Source organism: Methylomonas aurea (assembly GCF_024505045.1).
Classification (GTDB): Bacteria; Pseudomonadota; Gammaproteobacteria; order Methylococcales; family Methylomonadaceae; genus Methylomonas; species Methylomonas aurea.
Genome location: NZ_JANIBM010000004.1, coordinates 186,400 through 200,063 on the forward strand (window position 1 = coordinate 186,400; position 13,664 = coordinate 200,063).

The 13,664-nt window shown below is 60.0% G+C and carries 11 protein-coding genes; 10 read left to right on the forward strand and 1 reads right to left on the reverse strand.

Annotated features, from left to right (window positions below; genetic code table 11):
* Nucleotides 1–18: 18 nt before the first annotated feature.
* On the reverse strand, nucleotides 19–753 hold the full coding sequence (locus NP603_RS05590; RefSeq protein WP_256609933.1) for a zinc ribbon domain-containing protein: 735 nt from the start codon (nucleotides 751–753) through the stop codon (nucleotides 19–21).
* 326 nt (nucleotides 754–1,079) lie between these two features.
* Between NP603_RS05590 and NP603_RS05595 the strand changes: the two genes are divergently transcribed.
* From NP603_RS05595 to NP603_RS05640, 10 genes are all read left to right on the forward strand, one after another.
* Nucleotides 1,080–2,501 (forward strand): undecaprenyl-phosphate glucose phosphotransferase, encoded by a 1,422-nt coding sequence (locus NP603_RS05595; protein WP_256609934.1) that lies wholly within the window; start codon nucleotides 1,080–1,082, stop codon nucleotides 2,499–2,501.
* Nucleotides 2,502–2,513: 12 nt separating this feature from the next.
* Nucleotides 2,514–3,617: a polysaccharide biosynthesis/export family protein gene (locus NP603_RS05600; protein ID WP_256609935.1), complete on the forward strand. Its 1,104-nt coding sequence runs from the start codon at nucleotides 2,514–2,516 to the stop codon at nucleotides 3,615–3,617.
* Between the two features lie 75 nt (nucleotides 3,618–3,692).
* Nucleotides 3,693–6,044 (forward strand): polysaccharide biosynthesis tyrosine autokinase, encoded by a 2,352-nt coding sequence (locus NP603_RS05605; protein WP_256609936.1) that lies wholly within the window; start codon nucleotides 3,693–3,695, stop codon nucleotides 6,042–6,044.
* A 7-nt stretch (nucleotides 6,045–6,051) separates the two neighbouring features.
* Nucleotides 6,052–7,293: an O-antigen ligase family protein gene (locus NP603_RS05610; RefSeq protein WP_256609937.1), complete on the forward strand. Its 1,242-nt coding sequence runs from the start codon at nucleotides 6,052–6,054 to the stop codon at nucleotides 7,291–7,293.
* Complete coding sequence (locus tag NP603_RS05615) at nucleotides 7,286–8,620, forward strand: lipopolysaccharide biosynthesis protein (protein ID WP_256609938.1); 1,335 nt, start codon at nucleotides 7,286–7,288, stop codon at nucleotides 8,618–8,620. Before NP603_RS05610 ends, NP603_RS05615 begins: the two co-directional genes overlap by 8 nt.
* A gap of 54 nt (nucleotides 8,621–8,674) precedes the next feature.
* Nucleotides 8,675–9,631: a class I SAM-dependent methyltransferase gene (locus NP603_RS05620; RefSeq protein ID WP_256610006.1), complete on the forward strand. Its 957-nt coding sequence runs from the start codon at nucleotides 8,675–8,677 to the stop codon at nucleotides 9,629–9,631.
* A 7-nt stretch (nucleotides 9,632–9,638) separates the two neighbouring features.
* Complete coding sequence (locus NP603_RS05625; RefSeq protein WP_256609939.1) at nucleotides 9,639–10,430, forward strand: glycosyltransferase family 2 protein; 792 nt, start codon at nucleotides 9,639–9,641, stop codon at nucleotides 10,428–10,430.
* Entirely contained in the window at nucleotides 10,427–11,293 is an 867-nt protein-coding gene (locus NP603_RS05630) for a glycosyltransferase family 2 protein (protein WP_256609940.1), read from the forward strand. The genes NP603_RS05625 and NP603_RS05630 overlap by 4 nt, the downstream gene beginning before the upstream one ends.
* A 15-nt stretch (nucleotides 11,294–11,308) precedes the next feature.
* A complete protein-coding gene (locus tag NP603_RS05635; RefSeq protein ID WP_256609941.1) occupies nucleotides 11,309–12,505 on the forward strand; it encodes a glycosyltransferase family 4 protein in 1,197 nt (398 codons plus the stop codon).
* On the forward strand, nucleotides 12,502–13,452 hold the full coding sequence (locus NP603_RS05640; protein WP_256609942.1) for a glycosyltransferase family 2 protein: 951 nt from the start codon (nucleotides 12,502–12,504) through the stop codon (nucleotides 13,450–13,452). Before NP603_RS05635 ends, NP603_RS05640 begins: the two co-directional genes overlap by 4 nt.
* Nucleotides 13,453–13,664 lie beyond the last annotated feature (212 nt).

The following is a 13,664-nucleotide window of genomic DNA, read 5'->3' on the forward strand; positions in this document are numbered from 1 at the left end:
ATGCAGACCGGTCTTGTGTTAATTGTTGAGCGCGCGCCGCTGGGCAAATACTACCCGGCCGCACCAGAGCAGCGCCGCCAGCATCAAAACCGCGCCGAGCAGTTGTGCCGCGTTGGCCAAGCGATGGTCTTGCGCCAGCAGGCCGGATTCGGTGAGCAAGTATTCCCAGTCGTGAAAACCGTAAGGCGCGGAATGGCCGAAGTTGCCGCCCAGCAGCGGCAGTTGGCCGGCGCGGGCGTCGTTGATATAGGGTGCAATATCCAGAAAATTTTCGCCTATCCACCACAAGCACAAGCCGGCCCCGAACGGATCGCGGGTCTTTAGCAATAAGGTCAGCATGCAAATAGTCGGCATCAGAAGTTGGCCCAGCGTTCCGCCCAGCGAGGCGATGAATTGGCCGAACGGCCTGAAGATCACGTGGCCGGCTTCGTGAAACGGCAGGTTGACCAGATGCAAAAACGATTGCCCGGCGGCATTTCCGGAGATGCCTGGCACGATCAGTAGCCAGCTCCACAGTAGGAGCCCCGGCAGCAGCAGGCAGCGGCCCAGAAACACCGCCGAGTTGTCCCGGTAGGCGTCATCGCTCAACAGCGGCGCCGCCGGCTCCATCACGACGGTCACTTGCGGGCGTGCCGTTGCCGATTGCTGCGGCTCGCCATGGTATTTGTAATATTTGGCAAAGACGATGCCGCAATGCGGGCAGATTGCGGCGGCGGGAGTTACCTCGCCGTTACATTTGGGGCAGTGTTTCATCAGCAGGTTCCGAAGTTGGTAGTGGCGTTTGATTGGCCTTTGCCGAACAACCTTAGCAGTAAGGTCGGAATTAATGAGTCGATACCGGCGATTTGTCGAAAATAGAGCCAGCGCCATCGATTGCCAGTCCAGGTCCGGCCGTTTATCCAACTCTAATTTCCCTCTCATCTCCTCTTAATTAAACCCCCCGGTTTTCTCTCATTTTGCGCCGGTAAGCTTTGTACCCAAGCCGGCACTGCTGAATCGCAAGCCCGGCAACAGGTTGAGGATGCCAAGGATGGCGTCCTTAAGTCTTCGGAACTAGACGCAACAGGGGGAACGCCGCTATGCCACTCGGCTTCGGAAACATCTTCAACGGACTTTTTCGTCAATACGGCCATACCGTGATTCTGCTGTTACGGATCATCGACGTGGCCATGCTGTTAACCGCCGCCTGGGCGGCGCATTTTTTCTGGCTGCGCGAATATGCGGTTGACCAGCATTATCGGATCGTAACTGCGTTGGGCGTCCTCGGCGCAATCATTTTCTTTGAAATCGGCCAAGTCTATCGGCCCTGGCGCAACGATGCGATGCGTGGCGAAGTCGCCCGCATCGTTAGAGCCTGGCTGCTGGCGCTGCTGGCGGTGGTTTCCATCGTATTTCTGGTGCGCTTGCATGTCTGGTTCGGTTCCAGTTACCGCTGGATTGCCTCGTGGGGCGTGCTGGGTTTGGTCTGCGTATTGGCTGCGCGCTCGGTGATGTCGCAGGTTTTGCGTTGGCTGCGGTCCCGGGGTTGGTCGCAGGGCAAAATCATCATGGTCGGCCTGAATCAAATGGCGGTAGCTGTAGCGCGGCAGTTGAACCATTCGCCCTGGGCGGGTTTGCAGGCAGTGGGTTATGTCGACGACCGCGCCGCTGGCCGGCAGCCGCTGAACGATCATAACCTGCAATGTTTGGGCAGATTGGAAGACTTGCCGGCGCTGATCGACCGGCACGCTATCGACGAGGTCTGGGTAGCATATCAGGGCGAATCCCTCACCGAGCGGGCGCAATACCAATTGCGGCACTTGCCGGTCAGCATCCGGCTGGTGATCGATTGCTTTGCCTTCAAACAAAGCAAGTTTCTGAGTCTGAACACCGTGGCCGGCATTCCGACTCTGGATTTTTCGGTGTCGCCGCTGCACGGCGTCAACCGCTACATTAAGGAAGCCGAAGACCGTTTGCTGGCTTTGATTTTACTGTTGCTGATCAGCCCGCTGATGCTGTTGATCGCTGTCGGCGTCAAATTGAGTTCGCCCGGCCCGGTGTTTTACCGCCAGGTCAGGGTGGGCTGGAACAACCGCAAATTCACCATGCTGAAATTCCGCTCGATGCCGGTGGATGTCGAGTCCAAAACCGGCGCGGTCTGGGCCAAACCCGGCGAAAATCGGGCCACGCCGTTCGGTAGCTTCCTGCGCAAAACCAGCCTGGACGAATTGCCGCAATTGATCAACGTTTTGCGCGGCGACATGTCCTTGGTGGGCCCGCGCCCGGAACGGCCGGACTTCGTCGAAGTGTTCAAGGAACAAGTGCCCAACTACATGAAAAAACACATGGTCAAGGCCGGTATCACCGGCTGGGCCCAAGTCAACGGCTGGCGCGGCGATACCGATTTGAACCGGCGCATCGAGCACGATTTGTATTACATCCAGAACTGGTCGTTGTGGTTCGATATCGAGATCGCCTTCCGCACCGTACTGACCGGTTTTATCAACAAGAACGCCTATTAAGGAAACCCGAGCATGTACAGATTGCTTCCCATCCTGTTGACGTTAGCGCTACCGGGCTGTTTTCTGGCGCCCGGCATGGACATGAACACCGACAGTAACGGCTTGACCGAAATCGAGTTGCCGGCACGAAAGGACGGCCGCTTGGTGAAGGAGAAAGTCCGCGTCATGCCGATCACCGCCGACCTGATCATCGAGAAGGAAGTGGCCCGGCAACAGGCGGTCGGCCAATTGCTGCCAGTGGACAATACCAAGACCAGTTATCGGATCGGGCCGCAGGACAGGTTGCAGATTACGGTGTGGGAGCACCCGGAATTGAACGATCCCGGCGGCGAAAAGATTCTGCCGGAGATGGCAGGTAAGGTGGTCGACGACAACGGCGATCTGTATTACCCCTATGTCGGCAATCTTCATGTCGGCGGCAAGACCATTCCGGAAGTGCGCGAAGAGCTGACCCGCGAATTGTCGCGTTTTTTCAAGAAGGTCAAACTCGACATTCGGGTGTTGTCGTTTCAGGCTCACCGGGTGGCGGTGGTCGGCGAGGTCAAGCAACCGGGGGTATTGGCGATGAACGAAACCCCGCTGACCGTGGCCGAGGCCATCAGCCGCGCCGGCGGCGCCACCAAGGATTCGGACATGAACAACGTAGCGCTGGCCCGCGACGGCAAGCTCTACAAACTGGATGTGCAAGCCCTGTATGAAAAGGGGTTGACCACGCAGAACGTACTATTGAAAGACGGCGATGTGCTCAATGTCGGCGACCAAAAGGACAGCAAAGTCTACGTGATGGGCGAGGTCGGCCGGCAACAGGCGGTGCAGATCAACAAAGGCCGGATGAGTCTGGCGCAAGCCTTGGCCGAGGCCTACGGCGTCGATTTCAATACCTCGCGTCCGGGCGACATTTATGTGGTGCGCGCCGGCGATATGAAACCGGAAATCTTCCAGCTCAACGCCGAATCGCCTGACGCGATGATCCTGGCCGAGCAATTTCCGCTGCAAGCCCACGACACCTTGTTCGTCGGTACTGCCGGCGTTACCCAGTGGTCGCGGGTGTTGAACCAGATTCTGCCCGGATCGTTTACCGCGATCATGTCGCAAGCGGCACTGATGGGAATGTAGTTAAAAAATCGCCCCCGGCTGCTGGTGTGCGCAGAGGGGAATTGAATGTTTTCAAGCGAAAAGGTTGTGAAAAGTATGTATCCACCCAATGAAGCCACTCCGGTGTTACCGTTGCCGAATCCAAATCGCCTGCAAGAGCAGAGCGTCAGCATTCGCGACTACGTGGATTTGCTGATCGAAGGCCGTAAAACCCTATTGACCGCTCTCGCCGCGGTGTTGACCGTGACGCTGGTGTACCTGGTTTTGGCGCCGCGGACCTACAAAGCCGATGCCTTGCTGCGCATCGACAAGAATAAAGCCTTGTTGGCCGCCAATCTGCACGGCGACAACAATCAGACTCCGGCCGAAGCCGAGAGTCCGCGGGCGCAGCGCGAAGTCGAGATTCTGCGTTCGCGTTCGGTGCTGGGTAAGGTGGTCGACAATCTGAATCTGGCTATTGAAATCGAGCCCAGTTATTTTCCGCTGATCGGCGAAACCCTGGCCCGTAAACACGATCGCCACGACGGCGTCGCCGGCACCTGGTGGGGCTTCGGCCGTTGGGCCTGGGGCGGCGAGAAGGCCAAGGTGGCCGCGTTCGAGGTTCCGGACCGTTACCAGGAAAAGGAATTTACGCTGATCGCACTGGAACACGGCCGCTACCAGATCCTGGCACCGAACGGCGACGAGTTGCTGACCGGCGAAGTCGGTCAGGTCGTCACGGCCGAAATCGGCGAGAAAACCCCGGTGACGATTAAAATCGAAGCCCTGGACGCCCATCCCGGCACCCATTTTACGCTGGTGAGGCGCACCGCGTTATCGGCGATCGAAACCCTGCAGAAAGCCTTTGCCGTCAAGGAAGTGTCGAAAGATACCGACATTTTGAGCGTGGAACTGAAAGGCCGCGATCCGGAACAACTGGCCAAGTCGGTCAACGATATCGCCGCGATTTACGTCAACGCCACGGTGAATTGGGAATCGGCCGAAGCCTCGCAAAAATTGGCCTTTCTGGAAAGCCAACTGCCGATCGTCAAAGAGCGGCTGGAAAAAGCCGAGCAGGGCCTGAGCGCCTACCGGCAACAGCACGGCGCAGTGGACATTTCCGCCGAGGCCGAGATTCTGTTGAAACAGGCTTCGGACATGGAAACCCTGAGCATCCAGCTCAAGCAAAAATATGACGAACAAAGCCAGCGGCTGGAGTCCGAGCATCCCGACATGATGGCTACCAACGCCCAGATCAAGCGGGTGAATGGTAAGTTGGCGGCCCTGGAAAAACGCATCAAGGATTTACCCAAAACCCAGCAAAACATGGTGAGCCTGTCGCGCGACGTCCAGGTCAATACCGAACTGTACACCTCGTTACTGAACAGCGCTCAGGAGCAACGCATCGCCGCCGCCGGCTCGTTGGGCAACTCGCGGATCGTCGATTTCGCGGTGACTCCGGAAAAGCCGTACTGGCCGAAGCCGGGCCTGCTGCTGGCAATCGCCAGCCTGTTGGGCCTGAGCCTGGGATCGGCATGGGTGTTCCTGTGCCACTCGCTGCAGCGCCACGACAATTATCCGGCCTTGCTGGAATACCAGGTCGGGCTGCCGATGTTCGCTGCCATCCCGCATAGCAAGAAACAACGCAAATTGGCCGGTCTGCTCGGCCGCGACAAAGACGGCGGCATCCTGGTCAACGAAGATCCGCTGGATATCTCGGTCGAATCGCTGCGCGGATTGCGCACCACGCTGGAGGCGACGCTGGCCAACCATGAAAGCAAGGTCATCATGGTCAGCAGTCCGGCGCCGGCGATGGGCAAGTCGTTTGTCAGCTCCAACCTGGCGGCACTGCTGGCCAGCATCAAGAAACGGGTGCTGGTGATCGACGCCGACATGCGTAACGGCCGCCTGCACGAAACTTTCGGCATTGGTAAACAGCCCGGTTTGTCCGATCTGTTGGCCGGCCGCGCCAGCCTGGGCGAAGTCATCGTCAGCCTGCCGGAAGTCGGTATCGATCTGATTCCGCGCGGCAACATGGTGCTGAATCCGGCCGAACTGCTGGTGCTGGGCGAACTGGCCGAGACCCTGGAGCAACTGAAAAGCTTTTACAACCACATCGTGATCGACTCGCCGCCGATTCTGGGTGCCACCGACGCCGCGATTCTGGGCAAGCATGCCGACGCCACCTTCCTGGTGGTCAAGGAAGGCCGTTATACCGCGCAGGAGCTGGAAGTCAGCGCCCGCCGTTTCCAGCAAGTCGGCATCAAACCGAACGGTTTCATCATCAACGACATGAAGGAAGGCTCGTCCTACTATCCGTACTACGGCTACGCCTACCAACGCGCCGACCAGGAGCCGGCCGCCGCTGCCGGATGGACCGACAAATACCATGCAGTCGGCGATTGGCTGACCAAGCAACTGGAGCGGGACTGGGTACCGGCCGCCGCCGAAACCGACGAGCGGGGTTAAGGCTCCCATGCTACTGAAGCTGGAAAAAGATCTGCCGCTGTTGCTGTTCGGCTTGGTCTGTACTTCGACCGTCGCCGCGTTGCCGCAGGTGCAGTCGGCCTGGGCCGGCATCAAGGAAGTCTACGGCGAACAGGAAATGGGCCTGCGCTTGCTGCGCGAAGCGATGCTGGCGCTGCTGGTTTGCTACGCCTGGGCCGAACCGCGTTTGCGCAACGGCATCGTCAGCGGTCCGGTGCTGGCGTTTTTGAGCGTGGTGGCGGCATACGTACTGTTCGAAATCGGCTACGCCCTCTATCTGGACTTGCCGCTGGTGGTGCCGATGACCGGACTCAGAGTGTTCGAATATTTGCCGTTGGCGCTGATCGGCTTTGTCTGCGGTCGGCGCGGCGCGGCCGATTGGGTGATCGGCCGGTTCGCCCGCTGTTTGCGTTACTACTTGGTATTGCAGGCCGGGCTGGCCCTGGCGCAGGCATTGTGGGCGCCGCCCTTGTTCGGCGTGTCGATGCTGGGCGGCGGCCGGCCGTTCGGTACCTTCGTCAGCCCGAATCTGTTCGGCGCGGCGATGGCGACTTGCGCGCTGGTATTCGCCGTGGTGCCGGGCATGCGCCGCTGGCTGGCGCTGAGCGTGTTGCTGGCGTTGTTGAGCGGCTCGCGCACCGCATTTCTCAGCGGCTTACTGGTGGTGTTTTTCCAAATCTATGCCGCGCTGCGACCGCGCGACCGCTGGGCCTTGTGGATGCCGGCGCCGATGTTGGCGGTCGGTGCCTTGATCCTGGCATCCAGTCCGCTGCTAAGCGGTCGCGACGATGCCGATCCGACCGAGGACGGCCGCATCGCCCTGTGGCAACGGGTATTCGCCAACCACGTGCACGATGCCGCCGATTTGCTGTTCGGTTGGGGCCTGGGTTTGAGCTCCAATACCGTTAACTTGCTGTTCGGCGCCGAGCATTTTCCCGGCCAATTCGATTCCGACAGTTTGTATCTGTTTCTACTGAACGGCTACGGCCTGATCGGCTTGCTGGCCTATCTGGGTTTTTTATGGGCAACGACAAGGATGTCGGTCCACCCTGCCAAGGGCTTGGTCGCGATGTTCATTTTCGTCGCCGGTTTGACCTTCAATTTATGGGAGTACTTTCCGCAGAACGCGGTGCTGATGTTTTTATGGGGCGCGATGCTGGGACACCACCGTCAGCCCGATTCGACGGCGCCGGCGAACGCCGGTCTGCAACCGGCGAGGGTTTATGGTTAAGCGCAGGCTAATCCGGTTGCGGCAATCGCGCTTATGCTGCGACGCATTCTGGGCCTTGTTCGGCCAATTGGCCTCGGCGATCGCCCTGTTGGCGGGTACCCGGCTATTGACCGAGCGGGTGGCGCCGGACGTGTTCGGCCAGGTCGCGCTGCTGAACGGCTGCGTCGCGCTCGGCGTTGCCGCGTTTTCCTACCCGTTTATCTGCGGCGGCATGCGTTTGCTGCCGGAGTGCGCCGGCCCGGCGCAAAGTGCCCAACTTCACCGGGCAGTCGCTGGCTTGACCTTGCAGGCGACTTTGTTGGCACTCGGTTTGTTGCTGATCGGTGGCGGCTACTACGCTCACCTGAACCAAACGCAGATGATGCCGTTCTTGTTGGCCGGCGCGTTGCTGGCGGTAACCGTCTGGCGCGAATTCGGCGTGCAACTGGCGATCGGCGGCCGTCGCCAACGCCGGGCCGCGTTGTGGCAAACCGGCGACTCACTTTTAAGGCCGGCGCTGGCCGTGGCCGCGGTTAGCTATCTGGGCGCGCGAGTGGAATGGATTCTGGCCGGCTATGCCGTGGCGACGCTGATGTCCAATCTGCTCTGGTGGCGGCCTGATGGCGCAGGCGCAGGCGGGACGGCAACTCGGGGCAGCGTGCGCCGGTTTGCCGGCAAGATTTGGGATTATGCTTGGCCTTTGATTCCGATGGAGCTGGTGTTTTGGCTGAATGGGGTGGGGGACCGTTATGCGATCGCCTACTTCCTCGGCGCCGCCGATGTCGGTTTGTATGCGGCCGGCTACACCCTGGTCAACGAAGCCTTCAACCGCGGCGCGATGGTGTTGCTGAGGACTTTTCAGCCGGCTTATTTTCATGCGTTTTCCGACGGCGAGTACCGCCGCGCCCATACCGTGTTGCGGTTATGGACCCGCAGTTTGCTGGCCGGTGGCGGCTTGGGCCTGCTGGCCTTGCCCTGGATGGGCGACTGGCTGGTGAGCCTTTTGTTGGCCGAGGCCTACCGTCCGGTCGCGGCCCTGTTGCCGGCCATCGGCTGCGGCTGTTTGCTGCATGCGTTGGGTACGGTTTGGGCGCAGCCGCTGCTGGCGGCAAAACGCACGCGGGTGTTGCTGAAGGGGCGCTTGTGCGGAGCTTTGGCCGCGATTACTGCTTTACCGTTGCTGATTCTGCAATACGGTTTGCCCGGCGCGGCCTGGGCCAACCCGGTGTATTTCGGCATCGAAGCCTTGGTACTGGCCTGGCTGGCCAGGCCTTGGCGGCTGCGCGACGCCGCTCCGCAGCCGGCTGGGACGGAAGCCGCCGAGGCGGCGCTACGGGTGCCGGCCTGATGGGTTTTTTTGACATTAAATCTTTTCGACTTATGGCGGATGCTTGTGAAAACGATGACTTATGCCAGCATGGCTAACCGAACTTACGGCGCACTGTTGCACCATTGCGTCGCCTGCGGCGGAGAACGCATCCGCTTTTGGCGACACAAACACTACCAGTACACGGCCGACGCCGATGCCGAAGAATTTCGGATTTACCGCTGCCAGGTGTGTGGCACCGGCTTTCTGAATCAGCCGCCGCACCGAGAGTGGTTGCAGCAGATTTATCGACATTCGGGTCAGGCCCTGACCGCTGAGATCGGCTTGGACGAAGTGATGCGGCGCGAGCGGGTTTATCCGAATTGCAAGGTGGACGCCAGACGTATCGCCAACCATGCCGACCGCTACAACGCTACCTTGAATTATCAGGCGCTGGATATCGGTTCCGGATTCGGGTTTTACACCCGAGCCCTGCGCCTGCTGGGTTACCGCACGGTCAGCATCAACCCCGGCGCCTACGAAAACAAAGTGTTCGAACAAATGAACGGCGATCTGCCGTTACCGATCATGTTCGAAGACTACCGCAGCGAAGAGCGCTTCGGCGTGGTGGTGATGTCGCAAGTGCTGGAGCACTTACTGGAGCCCGAGCAAGCGGTGCGCAAGGTGGCGGGTTTGCTGGAGATCGGCGGGGTGTTGGCCTGCGCGGTGCCGAATTACGCCTCGTTTCTGGTCAAGCTGCTGGGCGCCAACGAAAACGCCTGCCTGTGGGTGCCGGAGCACGTCAATTTCTTTACCGAGCAGGGTTTGCGCACCTTGTTCGAACGCAACGGTTTGCAGGTGGTGAAGACCGAACAGATCACCCGGGTACCGTTCGATGCGCTGTCCCGGCGCTTGGGCGCCAAAGGCCGGCTGGCGGCGGTGCTGAACGGAATGGTCAAATATGCGCAAATTCCGTTCAACGGCCTGATGAATTTGTTGGGCATGGGCATTTACCTGAACGTTTACGCGGTCAAGACCGCCGCCGGCGAGTGAGGCGCTTATGCTAACCGTCGTGATTCTGGCCTGTAACGAAGCCGCCAACCTGCCGCGCTGTCTGGCGGCGATTCCGGAGCGCTACCCGATCGTACTGGTCGATTCCGGCAGTAGCGACGATACCGTTGCGATCGCCGAACGCCGGGGTTGTCGGGTGTTGCATAATCCCTGGCCGGGCTTTGCCGAGCAGCGCAATTTCGCGTTGCAGCAGTGCGGCATCGAGACGCCGTGGGTATTGTTCGTCGATGCCGACGAAATCTACCCGCCGTTGTTTTATCAGCAATTCGACGCGGAATGGGCCACCTCGCCCGACATGGATGTGTTGATGGTGCCGTCGCTGCTGTATTTGCGCGGCAAATGTCTGAAACACGCGCCAGGCTATCCGATTTACCATCCGCGTCTGGTGCGGCGGGAGACGGTCGGTTTCGTCCGCAACCACACCGGCCACGGCGAGGCGGTGCTGGACACCTGCCGGGTGGCGGTAACCGATATTCCCTACCAGCATTATTTTTACCACGGCGAGATCGTGGCCTGGATGCACAAACACGTCGGCAAGGCCGCGCAGGAAATCGAGTTGCAACCGACCGCCGGCGCCTTGATGACCGCGCGCGGCCGGATCAGCGTCTGGTTGGGCCGTTCCTGGTTGCGGATCGTGGCCCGGTTTGCTTACCACTACTTGCTACGCGGCGGCTTTCTCGACGGTGCGGCCGGTTTGGAATTTGCGTTGATGTTCACTTGGTACGAGGCGACGATTTATCTGCAAGCCAAAGCCGGTAAATGGGCGGAGCGGCGGCCGTGACCGTATCGTTGATTCTGGCGACGTTGGGTCGGGACTGGCAGGTCGCCGAGTTTTTGGCTTCGTTGCAAGCGCAAACCTTGCAAGATTTCGAACTGATCGTGATCGACCAGAATCGCGACGGCAAGATCGACGCGATTGTGGAGTCGTTTCGGCCGGCGCTGCGCATCGTCCACGCCAAAGTGGACTTCACCGGCAACGCCCGCGCCCGAGATTACGGCATTGCGTTGGCGCAGGGGGCTATCGTGGCCTTTCCGGACGACGATTGTTGCTACGCCGCCGATGTCTTGCAGCGGGTAGTCGCCGAATTCGAGCGGCGGCCGCAGTTGGCGATTCTGGTTGGGGCGTCTTACGACGCCGACACCCGCCGCTTCAGCATCGGCGTCAACAGTCGCAAAGCCCGATATTTTTCGCGCCTGGCCATGATGGGGGTGGAGTTCACCCAATTTTTCGCGGTCGCTCGACTGGAACGCAGCCAATTTTATCTGGACCATGATTTCGGTATCGGCGCCAAATATGCCGGCGGCGAAGGCTTCGAAATGCTGTACCGGCTGTTGCGCGCCGGCGCCAAAGCGTTTTATACGCCGGATATCCGCATCTACCATCCGGACAAGGACCACTACCGCCTGGGCAACGCGCGGATGTTGATGTACTCGACCGGTATCGGTGCCTATATCCGCAAATTCGCCAATCAGCGTGATTGGTTCATTGCTTATTACATCGCCAGAAAAATGTTGCTGGCGCCGGTTTTGAAAATGCTGCTGGCGGTGTTGTCCGGCAACCGCGCCAAGCTGGCTTACTGGTATTACAGCCTGGTCGGCGTCTGGCGCGGATTTTTTGCTTACCGCAACAGCGGTTGCCTTTAGTTTGAGGAGAAGAAGATGGATGTGGGAATAATCGCGACGCACGTGCCGCCGGCCAAGGGCTACGGCGGGGTAGCCGTGACTTGCGGCGTGTTGACCAAGGCCTGGGCCGAGCGCGGCCATCGCATGGCGCTGGTCGCGTCCGACGAGTCGATTTCCGGCCGCTTGCGCGCCGCAGAGGTGCAATTGGGCGATACGGTCGCGGTTCGGCTCTATCGCTGTTACGGCTGGCGCCGCTGGGGCTTCGGTTTGGGAGCGATTCCGGCAATCTGGCAGCTGTGCCGGCAAGCGCCGCGGGTTTACATTCATGGCATCGCAACCTGGCCGTCGACTTTGGCCGGGGTATTTTGTCGCCTGTTGCGCAAGCCGTTCATCGTTGCGGTGCACGGCGGCCTGATGCCGGAACACGTCGAGTTGATCAAAAGCCGCAAGCCGCACAAATGGCTGTTTTACCGTTGGCTGACCTTCCCGAGCTTACGCCGGGCGCTGGCCGTGCATTGCACCAGCGATACCGAAGCCGCAGGCGTCCGCGCCGCATTGGCCGGCAGCGGGAGTATTCTGTTAGTGCCGAACGGCATCGACAGCCGGGCGTTCCAAGTTGCGGATTATCCGGCCCGGCCCGGCATGCAATTATGCTTTCTGGGCCACGTGCAACAAGAGAAAGGCATCAACGCCTTCATTCGTGCCTGGTTGCAAACCCGGCGCAGCGACGACCGGTTAGTAGTCGCCGGCCGCAGTGTCGACGGCGCCTATTTCGACGAGTTTTTGCAATTGGTGGCCGCAGCCGATGGTGCGATTGAGTACCGGGGCTATTTGTCGGCCGACGACGTCAAGCTATTGCTGGCGCAAAGTCATTTTCTGGTGCTGCCGTCCGGACTGGAGCAGGCCGGCGGCATGCGCGAGAATTTCGGTAACGTCGTCGCCGAAGCCTTGGCTTGCGGCCGGCCGGCGCTGGTTGCCAAAGGTTTGGCCTGGGATCACCTGCCTCAGATCGGCGCCGGCTGGGTGTTCGCACGCGACCAGTCTGCCGTTTGCCAAGTGTTGCGGGCGGCGCAGGCGATCGACGCCGAAGGCTGGCGGCAGATGTCGCAATCCGCGCGGCACCATGCCGAACAAGCGCTGGATGCCGTGTCGCTGGGCGACCGGGTCTGGCGGGCGTTGGCGGAACCGGCCGAACTCGGTCCGGTTGCCGGTTTGGCGGAGCAGCGCACATGAGCAAAGTGGGACTGATCGTGCCGACGCTGAATGCCGGCGCGATGTGGCCGGAATGGTTGCGGGCGCTGGCCGGGCAAACCCTTAAGCCGGACTATCTGTTGCTGATCGATTCTTCGTCCGGCGACGCGACCGTCGAGTTGGCGCGGGCGGCCGGCTTCGAAGCGAAAATCATCGCTCGCCGGGACTTCAACCACGGCGGTACCCGCCAATTCGGTGTCGACTATCTGGCCGATGCCGAAATTTTGCTGTTTCTGACCCAGGATGCCTTGCTGGCCGATCCCGAGGCTTTGGCCAATTTGCTGGCGGCGTTCGAGAATCCGGAAGTAGGTGCCGCCTACGGCCGGCAATTGCCGCACCTTGGGGCCGGCCCGATCGGCGCCCACGCCCGGCTGTTCAATTATCCAGAGCACAGCCAGTTGCGCGGTTTGGCCGACCGCGACCGCTTCGGCATCAAGACCGTATTTATCTCCAATTCTTTTGCCGGCTACCGCCGTAGCGCCCTGCTGCAAGCCGGTGGTTTTCCGCGGCATACGGTGATGAACGAAGATACCTTTGCGGCTGGGAAGATGCTGCTGCGCGGCTGGAAAATACGCTATTGCGCCGACGCCAGGGTGTTCCATTCCCACGATTACGGTTTTGCCGACGAGTTCCGCCGCTATTTCGATATCGGCGTGTTCCATAACCGGGCGCCATGGTTGCAGCGGACTTTCGGCGGCGCGGCAGGCGAGGGCAAGCGTTTCGTCGTGTCGGAAATACGCTATTTACTGCGACACGCTCCGGCAATGCTGCCGTCTGCGTTTGTCAGAACCTTGTTGAAATGGTCGGGCTATAAAATCGGCCGTTCCTGCCACCAACGCTTGCCGGCCGGCCTCAACCGCTATTTCAGTTTGCACCGGGCTTACTGGTCGAGTCCGTTTGCCTCATCCATGCCGCCGGAAGCGGACTGATTCCGGTAATTCGCCGCAAATCCAGGCCGAACGAGGCCTGCGGCTCTAGTAAATTATTCGCTGCTAACGGGCTTTTTTGCTTGGAAAATCCCGTTTCTTAATGATTCCTTAATGAAAATTGCAGGTTTTCTTTAATCTTGGGCCTGTAGCTTACGGGACGCTATCGCGATTTTTCGGCAGAACTACAGGCAAATAGCTGAATGGAAAACATA